Source organism: Streptomyces wuyuanensis (genome assembly GCF_900103455.1).
Taxonomy (GTDB): Bacteria; Actinomycetota; Actinomycetes; order Streptomycetales; family Streptomycetaceae; genus Streptomyces; species Streptomyces wuyuanensis.
Map to the genome: position 1 here is coordinate 1 of NZ_FNHI01000018.1, position 15,113 is coordinate 15,113.

General features: G+C 69.2%; 15 protein-coding genes and 1 pseudogene. 6 read left to right on the plus strand and 10 right to left on the minus strand.

From position 1 onward, the window contains the following. The 3 genes from BLT82_RS24360 to BLT82_RS24370 all read right to left on the minus strand — a co-directional run. A partial coding sequence (locus BLT82_RS24360) for a transposase (protein WP_143041526.1) occupies positions 1–284 on the minus strand: 284 nt, incomplete at its 3' end. Between the two features lie 118 nt (positions 285–402). After that, on the minus strand, positions 403–852 hold the full coding sequence (locus BLT82_RS24365) for a tellurite resistance TerB family protein (RefSeq protein WP_093658407.1): 450 nt from the start codon (positions 850–852) through the stop codon (positions 403–405). A gap of 228 nt (positions 853–1,080) precedes the next feature. Beyond that, the gene (locus tag BLT82_RS24370; protein ID WP_093658409.1) at positions 1,081–1,938 is read right to left on the minus strand and encodes a sporulation protein; all 858 of its coding nucleotides are present in this window, start codon (positions 1,936–1,938) and stop codon (positions 1,081–1,083) included. Between the two features lie 602 nt (positions 1,939–2,540). Between BLT82_RS24370 and BLT82_RS24375 the strand changes: the two genes are divergently transcribed. Next, a complete protein-coding gene (locus tag BLT82_RS24375; RefSeq protein WP_093658411.1) occupies positions 2,541–2,945 on the plus strand; it encodes a BlaI/MecI/CopY family transcriptional regulator in 405 nt (134 codons plus the stop codon). A gap of 4 nt (positions 2,946–2,949) precedes the next feature. Then, positions 2,950–3,876 (plus strand): M56 family metallopeptidase, encoded by a 927-nt coding sequence (locus BLT82_RS24380; protein ID WP_093658413.1) that lies wholly within the window; start codon positions 2,950–2,952, stop codon positions 3,874–3,876. Between the two features lie 67 nt (positions 3,877–3,943). Here the strand turns inward: BLT82_RS24380 and BLT82_RS24385 are convergent, their stop codons facing one another. From BLT82_RS24385 to BLT82_RS24395, 3 genes are all read right to left on the minus strand, one after another. Beyond that, positions 3,944–4,207 carry a GlsB/YeaQ/YmgE family stress response membrane protein gene (locus tag BLT82_RS24385; protein WP_093658415.1) on the minus strand — a complete coding sequence of 88 codons (264 nt, stop codon included), beginning with the start codon at positions 4,205–4,207 and terminating at the stop codon, positions 3,944–3,946. 109 nt (positions 4,208–4,316) lie between these two features. Further along, complete coding sequence (locus tag BLT82_RS24390) at positions 4,317–5,348, minus strand: sporulation protein (RefSeq protein ID WP_093658417.1); 1,032 nt, start codon at positions 5,346–5,348, stop codon at positions 4,317–4,319. Between the two features lie 90 nt (positions 5,349–5,438). Then, a complete protein-coding gene (locus tag BLT82_RS24395) occupies positions 5,439–5,660 on the minus strand; it encodes a hypothetical protein (RefSeq protein WP_093658419.1) in 222 nt (73 codons plus the stop codon). A 437-nt stretch (positions 5,661–6,097) separates the two neighbouring features. Between BLT82_RS24395 and BLT82_RS24400 the strand changes: the two genes are divergently transcribed. The 3 genes from BLT82_RS24400 to BLT82_RS24410 all read left to right on the plus strand — a co-directional run bounded on the left by BLT82_RS24400 (position 6,098) and on the right by BLT82_RS24410 (position 9,685). After that, entirely contained in the window at positions 6,098–7,126 is a 1,029-nt protein-coding gene (locus BLT82_RS24400; protein WP_093658421.1) for a hemolysin family protein, read from the plus strand. Positions 7,127–7,322: 196 nt separating this feature from the next. Next, positions 7,323–8,669: a hemolysin family protein gene (locus BLT82_RS24405; RefSeq protein WP_093658423.1), complete on the plus strand. Its 1,347-nt coding sequence runs from the start codon at positions 7,323–7,325 to the stop codon at positions 8,667–8,669. Beyond that, a complete protein-coding gene (locus tag BLT82_RS24410) occupies positions 8,666–9,685 on the plus strand; it encodes a hemolysin family protein (RefSeq protein ID WP_093658425.1) in 1,020 nt (339 codons plus the stop codon). The genes BLT82_RS24405 and BLT82_RS24410 overlap by 4 nt, the downstream gene beginning before the upstream one ends. A 609-nt stretch (positions 9,686–10,294) precedes the next feature. On the opposite strand, the pseudogene BLT82_RS24415 reads toward BLT82_RS24410, so the two are convergent. The 3 genes and pseudogenes from BLT82_RS24415 to BLT82_RS24425 form a co-directional block, all read right to left on the minus strand. Further along, a pseudogene (locus tag BLT82_RS24415) lies at positions 10,295–11,290 on the minus strand (TerC family protein); the annotation flags it as partial. A gap of 308 nt (positions 11,291–11,598) precedes the next feature. Next, positions 11,599–11,868 (minus strand): twin-arginine translocase TatA/TatE family subunit, encoded by a 270-nt coding sequence (locus tag BLT82_RS24420; RefSeq protein ID WP_093658427.1) that lies wholly within the window; start codon positions 11,866–11,868, stop codon positions 11,599–11,601. A gap of 86 nt (positions 11,869–11,954) precedes the next feature. Further along, the gene (locus tag BLT82_RS24425) at positions 11,955–12,536 is read right to left on the minus strand and encodes a TerD family protein (protein WP_093658429.1); all 582 of its coding nucleotides are present in this window, start codon (positions 12,534–12,536) and stop codon (positions 11,955–11,957) included. A gap of 652 nt (positions 12,537–13,188) precedes the next feature. Here BLT82_RS24425 and BLT82_RS24430 point away from each other — a divergent pair. Next, positions 13,189–14,076 carry a universal stress protein gene (locus tag BLT82_RS24430; protein WP_093658431.1) on the plus strand — a complete coding sequence of 296 codons (888 nt, stop codon included), beginning with the start codon at positions 13,189–13,191 and terminating at the stop codon, positions 14,074–14,076. A gap of 181 nt (positions 14,077–14,257) precedes the next feature. On the opposite strand, the gene BLT82_RS37240 is transcribed toward BLT82_RS24430, so the two are convergent. After that, positions 14,258–15,113 (minus strand): WD40 repeat domain-containing protein (locus BLT82_RS37240; RefSeq protein ID WP_167746071.1); only part of this gene is annotated, 856 nt, incomplete at its 5' end.

Sequence of the window (15,113 nt, forward strand, 5' to 3'; positions counted from 1 at the left end):
CACACCACGGGATCGACGACCGGCACCGTCTTGACCGCAACCGCCCGCAACACCGCCGCGTGGTCCCACGGCGACTGGCTCACGAACTGCTGCAAGGCCTGCATGTCACCGTCCGGCAGCCGCTCGGCCATCGGCTGGATCGACTTCCTCCGCCCCTCCAGCATCAGCCCACGCAGATAGCAGTCGCCCTTCGCCCGCTGATCCCGCCGGGGCACCGAAGCGAACACCTCAGCCACGAACGCAGCCAACTCACCGCGCAATTCCTCAACTTCCCCCAAGTCCACCGGACCACCATGCCCGAACCACCACCACACCACCAAGCCGACCTAACGAAGTACTACTAGGAACTGCACAGGCATCTCACGCCCATGACGCGCAGGGCCGCGCCAAGAGGCGGGCCGGTTACAGGTCGAAGTCGTGGGGTGGAAGGCCGAGGGTGTGGCAGGCTTCGCGGACGACGGCCTGTTCGGTCTTGTCGAAGCGGCCGTCGGCACCGCCGACGGCGATGCCGATGTAAATGACAGCACGAGCCTCGGCGGGCCTTCTCTTCGCCTTGGCGATCTCCTTCAGAACGCCCGCCTTGCCGAAGTCGAAGTCAGCAGTCAGCGTGCTGAGGTTGTCCTCGAAGCGCCTGCGCAGGTCGTCGAAGGCGAAGTTCTGCAGTACTTCGATGGTCGCGATCAACTGAGCCACTCGTTGGCGCTCGGCCGGGTCGGGGGTTCCGTCAGCCGCGGCCACGAGCGCGCAGATCGCCATGGACGCGTCGCGAAACATACCGCTTGTGAGTTCGTGCTTCTGTGCTGTCAGATGGGGTGACGACGCTGACTCCCGGATGCGGTCCCACAGGGCCATGCAAGACTCCTTCATCGCGCGGTCCCGGGCTGCGGCGTCCGTCCAGGCCCGGGAAGGATCCTCTGCAGCGGAGAAGTGTGCGGGGCAGTGCTTGTCGTCCTCATCGCCGCCTTTGAAGAAGTTGCGACCTCATCGACGGCCTCGGCTGCTGCGATCGCGACGCCGGCCACGGGCATCGGCAGCGCCTGCGGCGATGTCCGACGCCTGCGCCGGCCGGCACGGCGGCCGTCATGGAGGGCGCCGTGGTGATGGCCAGGGTCGTGATCGTCCGCCATGCGGGTCCCCGTGCCCGTGCGGGGCCGGGATGGTGTGGTGGCCGTGAGTGGCGGTCATCTGGCGGATCCAGGCGTGGACGACGGCGTTCCAGTCGCGGTGCGTGGCACCCTCGTGGCTGACGACGTGCCGGTTGACGACCTCGTAGCCGGCGGTGAAGAACCCTCGGGGCTTGTCCGCCTCAAGGACCACCTCCGTGCCGCCGGCGTTGGCCAGGAACGTGACCTCCAGCTCCCGCATGACGTGCTTGTACCGGGGCGCCGAAGTGAGCTTGATCTCCTGGTAGAAGGGCAACAGCTGGCCAGTGCCGTGGATGTGCCCGTACTCGAGATCGGCAGACCTGAGACCGAAGCCGAGCTGGCCGAGGGTGTCCAGTATGGCCTCCTGGACAGGCAGGGGACGAACCATCAGTGGGTCCACGTCACCCTTGCTCTTCACGCCTGCCACGACCAGCTCGGTGCGCACACCGAGCCCGATGCCCAGCGGCTGCCCGTACAACTCGGTGATCGGGACCTCCCACGGCAGGGCCGCCCTGAACGGAATGCTGCGCTGCTCGCCCTCGGCGAGGCGGAGTCCGCCTGCGACGGAGAAGCGTTTGAACCCGATGGCGGCTCCCGTCCCACTACCGTCCGTCGCCGCGCCCACTCGGGCCACCAGTTCCAAGGTGATGCGCTCGATGTCGAAGTCGGCGTTGCCGCCGTTGAGGTGGACCTGACCCGTGAGACTGCCGCCGGGCAGCGCGGGGCCGGCGTCGAGGGCCATGTGGACCGTGGGGCCGACGCCGAGCGAGCCGCAAAGCTTCTTGAACACCATCGTGGCGCTCACTCCTTCATGTGCGATGTGCCTGCAGGAGGTGCGGATGCCCGGTGAGCACCAGCCCGCGGAACCGCGCCGTGGTGCGAGTCCACGCGGCTTCGCAGCTTGAGCTCGCCGGCCGGCACCCGGGAACAGCAGAGGCGCTCCGTCTCGGCCGGCTCTGCGATCGTGGTAACGCCGAAGGCTCCCCTCAGCTCGCCGTCACGGTCGGACACGCCGTTCAGCGAGGAGACCGTCGCCCGCGGGTATTCCCGGACAGGGCCTTGGCGCCCACGCCTTGTCCACGCACTCGGATGTATCGCCGCGCCAGCCCTCACCGCGCATCTTCTACACGACTGTAGATAATAGATGTCGGCGGCCACGGTGTAAGCCCTGTGGGGGCTACCTTGGCGCAAAGAGGCCGAAATTGGTTCCAAGGCCTGATTTTCAGGCCGGGAAGGGCCGGCGACCGGGTTGAGGGCAACGGGCAACGACTGCGCTGGGCAGTCACCTTGCCTTGCGGCTCCTCCAGGCGAAACGAGCGGGAGCCGCAGGCGGCGAGTCAGTACGATGGGGCGTCCGCGGCGGCAGGCGGGACCAGGAGGCGGGAGGTTGACGGCATGACGGACCGGAACACGGGCGGCACCGAGCAGTCTCCGCGCCGGCGGGGCCAGGGCGAGCTGGAGGCGCAGGTGCTCGCCGCGCTGCGTCAGGCTCCCGGGGCGGTCACCGCGGCGTGGGTGCAGGAACGCCTGGGCGGCGACCTTGCCTACACCACGGTGATGACGATTCTGACCCGGCTGCACGCCAAGGGAGCGGTTGCCCGGGAGCGGGCAGGCCGGTCATTCGAGTGGACCGCGGTCGCCGACAAGGCCGGGCTCGCCGCCCTGCGGATGCGCAGGGTCCTGGACGGTGAGAGCGACCGGGAGGCCGTGCTGGCGAGCTTCGTGACTGCGCTGTCGGCGCGGGACGAGCGGCTGCTGCGCGAGTTGCTGGCACAGGAACCAGGAGACGAGGAACACTGACGCCATGGGGGTCTTCGTCTTCCTGCCGCTGGTCCTGCCCTTAACGGCCTGGCCGATCGCCCGTCTGGCCGAACAGCACCTCCACCCCCGCGCGGCGACCTGGCTGCTGACCGGCGTCGCGGGGGTGCTCGCGGTATGCAGCACCTTGTGTCTGGCGTTGTTGATGGTGGTCGGCACTGCCCAACTGCCCGGGAACCCGTTGCCGGACGGCTGGTCGGATCCGGAGGTCCGTGAGGCGGTGCCCTACGACGAAGTGGCGGGCAAGGTCGCCATCCCGGCCCTGATCGCCGTAATCGCCTCCTGCGTGAGGGCGGCGTGGCGGCATCACCGCGTGCGCCGCCGTGCGGAGCGTGCACTTGAGGGGCTGCCTGCCACGCCGGTGGCGGTGGTGCCCGACGCAATGCCGTACGCGTACGCACTGCCCGGCAGGCGGGACCGGATCGTGGTCACGACCGCGATGCTGACCGGGCTGAACTCGGTTGAGCGCAGGGCCCTGTTCGCGCATGAGCGCGCTCACCTGACCCACCGGCACCACCGGTTTCTGCTGACCGTACAGCTTGCTGCGCGGGCCAATCCGTTCCTGCGCCCGCTGCGTACCGCTGTCTCCTATACCGCCGAGCGGTGGGCGGACGAGGACGCGGCCACTCAGGTCGGCAGCCGGCGCACCGTGGCGACGGCGATCGGGAAGTCCGCGCTGTTTTCCCGGGGGGCGCCGATCGCGACGCTCGCGCATGCGACGGGGGGTCCGGTGCCGCGCCGGGTCGCCGCCCTGCTCGGGCCGGCCCCCGCCGGGCGCATCTGGCCGCCGGTGTTCACCGCGGTGGGCATGGCCGCCTGGGCAGCCGCCGCGGGGACCACGGCATCGGCGCTGTCCTCGGCGAACTCGGCTATCACGCTCTTCTTCATCCTGCATGCGGCCACCCCGATGTAGCCGGGCCACTGGACGATGGCAAGGGCTGCCGTCGCCCCCGGCGACAGCAGCCCCTCCGGCGGCCCGATCAGCTGCGCGCCTTGAAACGCCCGAGTGCGGCCACACCCACGGCGGCCAGCGCGATCTGGATGAGCCACTCGATCCAGTCGACGCCCTTGGTGTCCGCGGCCCCCAGGCCGACGGCGATGCCGCTACCGACCAAGGCCGCCACTATGCCGACGGCGATCGTCCAGAGCACGCCGATGCGCTGCCGACCCGGCACCACGAGACGCCCCAGCGTGCCGATGACGATGCCGAACACGATCGCACTGATGATCCCTGAGATCTCCATACACGTGGCCCTCTCGGTTGCCCCTGGGATGCGGGTTCCCGCTGCGGACACCGCCACGCTCGAGGCGGACGGTCACGGGACGGCCGGGCGAAAGCCGGGAGCGCGGCCGTTACGCCTCTTCCTCCCCGCTCTCCTCCTCGTCGCCTTCGAAAGCGTCGCCGATCTCGTCGACGACTTCGGCGGCGACCATGCCGCCGACGACGCCCACCGCGAGTCCGGCGGCGCCTGCGGCGACGACGGTGCCCGTGCCGGGCCCGGAGCGGTGGTGACTGCCGCCGTGGTGGTGGTCACCGTGGGCGTGATGATCCTTGTGGGCGTGGCTGCCGTACGGGTCGTGGTGCCCGTTGGAGCTGTGGGTGCCGTAGGAAGCGTGGTGCTCGACAAGCCGGCTGATCCAGGAGCTGACGACGGCGTTCCAGTCGCGTTGGGCTGCGCCCTCGTGGCTGACGACGTGCCGGTTGAGGGCGTCATGCCCTTCGGAGAAGAGGCCGTCGCGCTTGTCGGCCTCCAGCACTACCTCCATGCCAACAGGGTTCGCGAGGAAGGTCAGTTCGATCTCGCTGACCGTGTGCGCGTACTCGGGCGACGGGGTGAGCTCGATCTCCTGGTAGAAGGGCAGTTGCTGGCCGGTGCCCCCGATGCGGCCCAGTTCGAGGTCGGCGGACTTGAAGCCGTAGCCCAGCTGCCCGAAGGCTTCGAGGATTGCTTCCTGGACGGGCAGCGGGTGCACGTGGAGCGGGTCGAGGTCGCCCTTGTCTTTGGCGCCGTCCACCGCGAGTTCGGTGCGCACCCCGAGCACGACACCCAGGCTCTGCCCGTGCAGCTCGGTGATCGGGGTCTCCCAGGGCAGCATCACGCTGAACGGGATGCTGCGCTGCTCGCTCTCGGCGAGGCGGAAGCCGCTGCCGACGGTGAACCGGTCGAAGACGACGGCGCCTTCGTGTTCCCCCTCATGCGTCTCGGCCTCAACACGGGCCACGAGTTCGAGGGTGATGTGCTCGACGTCGAAGCCGACGTCGCCGCCTTTGAGATGGATCTGCCCGGTCAGGGGCCGACCGGGTGCTGCTGCGCCGTGGTCCGGGACCGTGTCCACGGTGGGGCCGCCCACGCCGAGCGAGCCGAGAAGCCTTTTGAACACCATCGCGGCGTTCACTCCTTCACGTGTACGTGTGGTTCTTCAGCGCCGGCCGGCAGGCCCCTGATGGAACGTCCACCGGCCGGCGGGAGATGGTCACTTGGCAGAGACGTCCAAGGCAGTCAGGGCCTGCGCCCAGCGCGCGTACTTCAGATCGGCCAGGTCGGCGACCGTCTTGACGCCGAACGCCTCCTGGAGGAGCTCGCCGTCCCGGTCCGAGACACCTTTCAGCGCCGATACCGGGGCGGCGAGTATCTCCGGCAGGCTCTTGTCCGCCCACGCCTTGTCCAGCACCTTGTCCAGATCGATCGAAGCCACGACGTCCCTCCCAGGGGAATGACAATGGATGGGGCGGGCGAACCGGACGGGCGGCTGCGTCCGACGGCTGACACTGTGCTCACCGGCACGCCCCTCCCCGCCGACCACCGTCGCCCACGAGGCGGCCAGGAGCGTCCGGGCCACCTCGCGCGTTTTCTACACGCGTGTAGAAGCATAGGGGTCCGACGCCGCTCGCGGGCAACATCTGGGCGACTCGCCAGGGGGAACGTCCGAAAAGCAGCGAAGGCGCGATGCACACACCCTCATCGAGGGGCCTTTGCCGACCCTTTACAGTGGGTGTAGATATACGCACTCCTGCGCCCACTGTCTTCCACAAGTTCGAGAAGGAGCGACGGACCCGCAATGGGTGAGCCTCCCAGTACCAGCCGTGCCGCTGCCTGCCCACGCCATATGCGCGAGGGATCGGGGGTGGCACGGTGACCGAAGTCCTGCTGCTGCTCCTGACCCTGGCCTGCGCGGTGTTCGTCGCGGCCGAGTTCTCCCTGACCACGGTCGAGCGCGGCGCGCTGGAGCGGGCAGCCGAGGCCGGGGAGCGAGGAGCCGACGGCGCGCTCAAGGCGGTCCGCCGCCTCACCTTCCAGCTGCCCGGTGCCCAGCTCGGCATCACCGTCACCTCTCTGGTGATCGGCGTGCTCGCCGAGCCGTCCCTCGCGACACTGTTGCGCGGCCCGCTCGAGGCCATCGGCCTGGGCGTGGCCGCCTCCTCCGTCGCCACCGTGCTGGGGGTGGCCGTCTCCACGGTCGTGCTGATGGTCGTCGGCGAGCTGGCGCCGAAGAACTGGGCGATCTCCCGTCCCCTGGCTGTCGCCAAGGCCGTGGCCGGCCCGCAGCGTGGCGTCACCGCCGCCTTCGGCCCGTTCATTCGGCACCTCAACGGCACAGCGAACCGGTTCGTCCGCCGCTTCGGGCTGCTGCTGCGGCTGCTGAAGGTCGAGCCGAAGGACGAGGTCGCCTCCGTCTTCACCGACGACGAGCTCGCCCGGATGGTCCGCGACACCGGCGACGCCGGGCTCCTGTCGCCCGCGGACAGCGAGCGGCTGCGGGACGCCCTGGGGCTCGGCACCCGCCCGGTCGGCGAGATCCTCGTCCCCGTGCAGGAGATGATCACGGTCGATCACCGGGTCCCCCCGGCCCAGCTGGAGCGCACCGCCGCCGCTGCCGGACTCTCCCGCTTCCCGGTCGCCGGCCCGACCGGCGCCGTGCTGGGCTACCTCCACATCATGGACACCCTCGGCGTGGACGACCGGGACAGACCGTTTCCGCGGTCGTCACTGCACGCGGTGACCCGGGTACGTATCGACACCCCGCTGGACGACACCCTGACCGCCCTGCGCGCGGCCGGCGGCCATCTCGCCGCGGTCGCTGGCGACGGGGGCAATGTCCTTGGCTTCGTCACCATGGAGGACGTCCTGGAGGAGCTGGTCGGCCCGGCCGCCACCACCTGACAGACCCCCAAGCGCGCAGCTGCCAAACCGCAGTCCGTGCTCGCCTTTCACCGATACTCGGGCCAGGTATTCCCAGGCCCGCACCTTTGAGAAGGAGCACTATCTTGTCCGCCAGACCGACGGACCCCGGCATGCTGGAGCGCGGTTCCCGGCCGCCTCGCCGGACCGCACGTGATCACGGCATTCGGGGTGGCCGATGAGCGCCGTACTGGGGCTGCTGGCCGTCCTCGTGCTGACTGCCGGGACCGGCTACTTCGTCGCCCAGGAGTTCGCCTACGTCGCGGCCGACCGTCTCGCCCTGGCCCGTGAGGCCGACGCGGGCGACAAGCGCGCCGCCCGCGCCGTCCAGGTCCTCGGACGGCTCTCCTTCATGCTGTCCGGCGCCCAGCTGGGCATCACCGTCACCGGACTGGTCGTCGGATTCCTCGCAGAGCCGTCCGTCTCCGCGCTCCTCAAGCCCGTGCTGGACGGCCTCGGCCTGTCCGACGGCACCGTCTCGGCGATCTCCGTCGTCCTCGCCTTCATGCTGGCCACGGTGCTGCAGATGGTTCTGGGCGAGCTGGCGCCCAAGAACCTGGCGCTGGCCGTCCCCGAACGCCTCGCCAAGTCCCTCGCCTCCTCCACCCTCATCTACTTGAAGATCGTCGGCCCGGTGGTACACATCTTCGACGGCGCCGCGAACAAGCTCCTGCGCAAGGTCGGCATCGAACCGGTCGAGGAGCTGCACCACGGCGCCACCCTCGAGGAACTCAGCCACCTGATCGGCGAATCCCACGAGCAGGGCCAGCTGCCCGCCGACACCGCCGAACTCCTCGACCACGCCCTGGAGTTCTCCGAGCGCACCCTGGACGAAGTGATGGTGCCGCGCGCTGACGCCGTGTTCGTACGCACGGACGCGACCCTCGCCGAGGCCGTCGAGCTGATCGCCAAGCACGGCCACTCCAACTACCCCGTCTTCGGCGACCACCCGGACGACATCACCGGTGTCCTCGGCGTACGGGAGCTGATGCACCTGCCCGCCGACCGCTTCGAGCACACCACCGCGCGCGAGGCGGCCCGCCGGCCCCTGCTGCTGCCCGACACGCTCCCGCTGCCCCAGGCGGTCGCCCAGATGCGTGAGCGGGACGACGAGTTCGCGGTCGTCCTGGACGAGCACGGCGGCGTCGCCGGCATCGTCACCTACGAGGACATCGCCGAGGAATTGGTCGGCGACATCGCGGACGAGACCGACACCGTCGTCGATCTCGCGGTCGCCGACGGGAACGGCTGGCTGGTGGACGCCGGCCGCCGCCTCGACGAGGTCGAGGACGCCATCGGCATCGGCCTGCCCGAGGAGGACGACTACGACACCGTGGCCGGCCTGATCATCGACCGCCTCGGACGCTTCCCGGCGATCGGTGACCGCCTCACCGTCGACCTGCGGGACCGCAGCCAGGCCCACGTCGAGGTCCTGGGCCTCGACCGACACGTCCCCGAGCGCGTACGCATCGAGCGCCTCACCACCGAGCAGGACCAGGCCCGGAAGCAGGAGCCGCAGGCATGAGTTTCCCGATGGCACTCTTCGTCACCGTTCTGCTGCTGATCGGCAGCGGCTTCTTCGTCGCCGCCGAATTCGCCCTGGTCGCCGCCAAGCGGCACCGCATGGAGAAGGCCGCCGCCGAGGGGCAGCGCGGCGCCAAGGCCGCACTCGCCGGCATGCGCGAGCTGTCCCTGATGCTCGCCGGCGCCCAGCTCGGCATCACCATCTGCACCCTGGGCCTGGGCTCGATCTCCAAGCCCGCCATCTCCCACCAGGTCGAACCGCTCCTGGAGAAACTCGGCCTGCCTGCCGGGCTGAGCTACGGCATCGCCTTCGCCCTCGCCATGATCATCGTCGTCTTTCTGCACATGGTCGTCGGTGAAATGGCCCCCAAGTCCTGGGCCATCGCCCACCCGGAACGCTCAGCGATGCTCCTCACCCCGCCCTTCCGCGCCCTCGTCAAGGCCGTACGGCCGCTGATCTGGCTTCTCAACAAGGTCAGCAACGCGCTGGTACGCATGTGCCGCGTGCAGCCCCGCGACGAGCTGACCGCCGTACACAACCGCGAACAGCTCACCCACCTGGTCGAGGAATCCGAGCGCCTCGGCCTGATCAACACCACCGACTCCGGCCTGATCACCCGCTCCCTCACCGAACCGCAGACTCCAGTCGCGGATCTCCAGGTCCCGGCGCAGGACATCGTGACCGTCGCCGCCGACGCGGACCCCGACACGATCCTCGCCCAGGCCGCCGCGGCCGACCGCTCCCGCCTCCTCGTCCGCGACGGCGAGCAGGTCCTCGGCTCGGTCCACGCCCGCGACGCGCTCGTCGCCCGCACCCGCGGCCGCGTCCTGACCGCCCGTGAGCTTGCTCGCCCCGTCCCCGAGCTGACAGGCGACGACACCGTCTCGCACGCGGTCGAACAACTCCGGCAGCGCCGCGCCTCACTTGCCGTCGTACGCGACCACAGCGGCACGCTCACCGGGCTGGTCAGCCTCGACGACCTCATCGTCCGGCTCATGGGGCCGCAATTGGTGTGACTTCGGTAGAGCCGTCTGACCGCACTGCACGAGCCAGCGGCACGCCCGACCCACGAGCGGCCCTGGCCGGACGCCTCAAATGTCGGGTAGCCGGATTGTGGGACCGGCTTGCCGGGTAGCGGGCCAGACTGAGCGAACACGGCGAGTTCAAGCAGCGGCGCCGCCACAGAGGCCGCCCTGCAGGGGAGAGCCCGCGACTCCCCCGCACTCGCAAAGGCATCGGCTCCATGGGGATCATGCAGCCATATCGGGGGCCCGACGACCGGGCCGTCGATCTCGTTACCGGGTCGAGGACTGCTTGTGACGGGGGTCCAACCTGAAGTCGGGACAGTCGCGGTTCTGACAGGCACCCGGACCCCACACGGGAACGTTCACCCCGAGGGTCTTGTGGCGGTGGACTGCGGCAGGCACGGACTTCTCGCAGGTCGGACACACGTACGTGTCGGACTCACGCTTCATTTTGACCATTTCTTTACGATATGCCCGTACTGGCGGGTCGGGAAGTGGCCTGCCTCCTCGCCGACCCGACAGCTGGCGGGCTTCACCGTCCCGACCTGACGAGCCGACGGAGGGCTCAGGGTCATCCACCACGAGTGGTGAGCTGGGCGCCCCGGGCTGCTCGGTGGCCGCGGCGGCATCCCCCTGTTCGCCAGCCCGTTCCAGAGCGACTATCGGGGAGGGCCTTCTGAGGCTGAGCACCACAGAACCCGTGAGGACGACGACGATGACCGCGAGGCTGATCGGTGAGGGTATCTCCGGGATACTGGGGCTGATCATCTTGTGCGACGCCTGGAGGATGAGCTTCACCCCGATGAAGGCGAGGATGATCGCCAGGCCCTTGTTCAGGTAGTGGAAGCGGTCCAGGAGCCCGGCGAGCATGAAGTAGAGGGCTCGCAGGCCAAGGATGGCGAACGCGTTGCTGGTGTAGACGATGAACGCGTCGTCGCTGACGGCGAGGACGGCGGGAACGCTGTCGACGGCGAAGATCAGGTCGGCAGCCTCGATGGCGGCGACTACCGCGAGCAGCGGGGTCGCCATCCGTTTGCCGGCTTCCTTGACGAAGAACTTCGCCCCGGCGTATTCGTCGCGCACCGGGATGAGCTTGCGGAGCATCCGCACGGCGAAGCTCCTGCCCGGGTCGAAGCTCTCCTCCTCGCCCTTGAGGAGCTTGTAGGTGCTGTAGAAGAGGACCGCCGCGAAGACGAAGAGCACGGCGGTGAAACGGCTGACCACGGCCACGCCGAGGGAGAGGAAGATCCCGCGGAAGACGAGAGCGCCGATGACGCCGAAGAACAGCACGCGGTGCTGGTAGGCGCGGGGCACTTTGAAGTAGGCGAAGATGATGGCGAAGACGAACAGGTTGTCGACCGACAGGCTCTTCTCCAGCAGCCAGGCCGTCGTGTATTCGGTGCCGGCGGTGGTTCCGAGGACGAGGAAGACGACGGCCCCGAAGATCAGGGCGAGGCTCACCCACAGGCTGCTCCAGGCGGCTGCCTCCTTGAAGCGGATGACGTGCGCGGTGCGGTGGGACAGCAGGTCTACCGCGAGCGACACGACCACCGTCGCGGCGAACGCCCCCCACAGCCAGAGCGGGACCGCAAGCACGCCGAACACCTCACTGAGGGCCGTGCGAGATACACCGACCCTTATCAGGAGTGTCCGTCATCGCGCCCGCGGGAGCATGTGGAGCGGGAGGTCGGCCGGAGACATGATGCGGGTCGACGAGGAGGCTATTCCGACGGCGAGCAAGGGGAGGCCGGGGCCAGGAAGGATATGGGCCGCATCGGCCATCGTGGTGAGGGCACCGGCTGACGCCAAGGTGATGCCGAGAGTGATCCAGCCGATATGCCCAGGGCCGAGGTCTTCCCCGCAGCGGCAAAGGTGCCAAGCCCGAAGGCGTTAGGGAGAGGCCTTCAGTGCCGTGGGACGAAGGTGCTGTTCTGGCCGGTGGCCTGGGGGCTGATCACGTCGCCGGGTGCCACTTCGATGATCTGCTTGGCGTCTCCGCCCGAAGGCGGTTCACCGGACGACCGGGCACCGCTCTCGCTTTTCATTGCGCGGGCCTCGCTCTTGAGGATGCGTGCGGACTTGCCCATGGAGCGGGCGAGTTCGGGGAGCTTCTTCGCCCCGAGGATCAGGATGACGATGATGCAGATGATCGCTATCTCGCTGATGCCGAGCATGGTCCTTCCCTCCGGAAGGTAGGGGCGCGGTGCCTGCTGTCGGAGTCGGCCGGCAGCTGGCTCGGGCTTGTTGCCGCCAGGTGAAGTCAGAGGTGGGAGGCGACGGCGGGCAGGAGGTCCTTGAAGGTGCGGCCGTCGGCCGGTTCCCCGATGGCGGACATGCTCCAGCCTGCTGCGGAGCGGTGGACCTTGGCCATGACCTGTGCGGTGTACTTGCCGCCGCCGGAGAGGGTGTAGCGGGCCAGTTCCTGACCGTTGTTCTCGTCGATGAGGCGGCAGAAGGCGTTCTCCACCTCGGCGAAGGTCTGCCCGGTGAAGGAGTTGACCGTGAAGACGATCTGGTCGACCTGCACCGGCACCCGCGCCAGGTCCACGAGGATGGACTCGTCGTCCCCGCCCTGGCCGGCGCCGCCCACGAGATTGTCACCGGTGTGCCGCACCGATCCGTCCTTGCTCACCAGCTGCTGGAAGAACACCACGTCCACTGGCTCCTTCCCGGTGAAGAGCACTGCCGAGGCATCCAGGTCGATTTCCCGGGCGGTCATCCGGGCGAGGAATCCCTTGCGCGGGGCGGCCTGCCATCCCAGCCCCATCCGTACCACGCTCAGCGTGCCGCCACCGGGCTTCTCCAGGCTGATCTGCTGGCCCTTGCTGAGATCGATTCCCACCGGTGTCCTCCTGGTGCTCGGGGGCCTGACGGCCCGGTGTCGCATTTGCGCGACAGGGGGGAATCTACAGCACTGTAGAACTCGATGGGGAGGGCGCACTGAAGGGCTTCGCCCGGAAGGCTGGCTTGGACCGTCCCGGCCTGCGGCCGCGAAGCGGCGTATGCGGCCGAATCAGTCCTGGAAGGCCGACGCCGACGTCGTTCAGGGCAGGGACGTCGCGAGCATGCAGTCCCGGTGCGGTGGCACGCAGTCCCCAGATTGGCCAGAATCGACGGCCACCAGCGCTTCCTCCTCGTGGTGCAGTCGCTGCCCACCCCAACCTCTTCCTTCTCCCGCTGCACTCTGCCGTGACCTACACCGCCGGGCGGTGGGCGGACGAAGAGCCCCGATGGGGGTCGGGAGTCGGCGCACGGTGGCTGTGGCCATCGGGAGTGCGGCTCTGATCCGCCGCGGCACCCCGCTTGTCAGCTCACAGGGGATCACGCTGCCCCTCACTACTGGTAGCGAGGCCAAGGCGGGAGGGCAACAGGGCACCGGATTGGGAGCCGGTGCATTCATGGCGGATCGTGCGACTGCGGGGGAAGCTGGAGGGGCAGAGGCGGTGCCGCCTCCGCCCCTCCTTCTATGCCTGTCAGCAGAAAGATGCGAAGCGATGAGTGGGCCGGTCGTCGTTGGCGTGGACGGCTCTCCTTCCGCGCTCGCCGCCGTGGACGCCGCAGCGCGCGAGGTACGGATGCGGGATGTGGAACTGCGCGTGGTTCATGCATTCACGTGGCCGGCCATGCACGCCCCGCGCGGCGCCTCGCCGCTCGGTCCTCCCACCGGGGGCCTGCGGGAAGCGGTGGAACATCTGCTGGCGGAAGCGGTCGAGCGGGCCAGGACCGCAGCACCGGGAGCAGAGGTGAGCCACGCGGTGATCACGGGTGAGGCACTGACCGTCTTGGCAGCACAGTCGCGCTCCGCGCAGCTCATAGTGGTGGGCCACCGCGGGTCAGGGCGCTTCCGCGAGCTGCTGCTGGGCTCGACCGCGGTCCATCTGAGCGCCCACGCCCGATGTCCGGTGATGGTGGTGCGGGGCCGACCGGAACCGGCCGGGCCGGTGGTGGTAGCCGTGGACGGCTCCCCGCAGGGACAGGCAGCCGTCGCGTTCGCCTTCGCCGAGGCCGCGCTGAGAGGCGCGGACCTGCTGGCATTGCACGCGTGGTCCACCTGGGCCGACCACGGCGAGCACCGCTTCGGCGATCCGGTGGACCCGGTGGACCTGATCGGTGATGCAGACCGGCTCCGGGCAGAGGAGGAACGCGTCCTTGTCGAGGCGCTGTCCGGGCACCCCGAGCGGTACCCGGAGCTCACCGTACGTACCTCCCTGGTCCACGGGCGGACCCGTCCGGCCTTGATCGAGGCAAGCGGCAGCGCGCAGCTGATGGCGGTCGGCGCACGCGGACGCGGCGGCTTCACCGGCATGCTCCTTGGTTCGGTCAGCCAGGCCGTTCTCCACCACGCACATTGCCCCGTCACCGTCGTGCGCTCCGACCTGTAACCCCCCGTCGTCTTCGGCACCACCGCCTTCGCCCATGCCCTGCCGCGGCTGGTGAAGGTCGAACCCGATGACGAGGTCAGCTCCGCCTTCACCACCGACGAACTCGCCTGCCTGATCAAGGACAGCGCCGCCGGACTTCTCTGCCCCGAGGAAGGCGAACGCCTCCGGGAAACCCTCGAGCTCACCAGGTGCGCCTGCCGACGTCTCGCCGGGTTTGACGCGAACACCGGGTGAAGACCGCCACGTCTTGGCCCATGCCCACGGCGAGTTGCCCGTCTGCTGTCAGCGCCACGGCTTGAGGACTGGTGGCCGCGATGAGACCTGCGGGCTCGCCTGTGCGCAGGTTCCACAACCGTACGGTCGCGTCGTGACTGGCGGTCACAGCCATCGGAGCGCCGTCCAGAACCGCGCAGGCCACGGCGTTCACCGCACCGGTATGGCCGGCCAACGGCTCACCGACCGGCGAACCCGTCGACAGGTCCCACAACCGCACCGTCCCGTCATGACTGCCGGTCACGGCAATCGGAGCGCCGTCCAGAACCGTGCACGCCACCGCGTAGACCGGGCCGGCCTGGTCGGTGAGGGGCCGGCCGACGAGTGCGCCCGTGGACAGGTCCCACAGCCGGACCGTGTGGTCGATGCTGCCGCTGACCGCGATCGGTGCACCCTCGAGGGAGGTGCACGCCACCGCACGCACCGTGTTGCTGTGGCCGCTCAGGGGGCGGGCCACCAGCGTGCCGGAAGTCAGATCCCACACCCGCACCTTGTCGTCGGTGCCGCCGGTCACCGCGTGGGGAACACCGTTCAGAACCGTGCACGCCACCGCGTTCACCGCACCGGTATGGCCGACCAACGGCTCACCGACCGGCGAACCCGTCGACAGATCCCACAACCGCACCGTCTCGTCGTCGCTGCCGGTCACCACGAGGGAAACACCGTTCAGAACGGTACACGCCACCGCGTTCACGGCACCGGTATGGCCGACCAACGGCTCACCGACCGGCGAACCCGTCGACAGATCCCACAACCGCACCGTC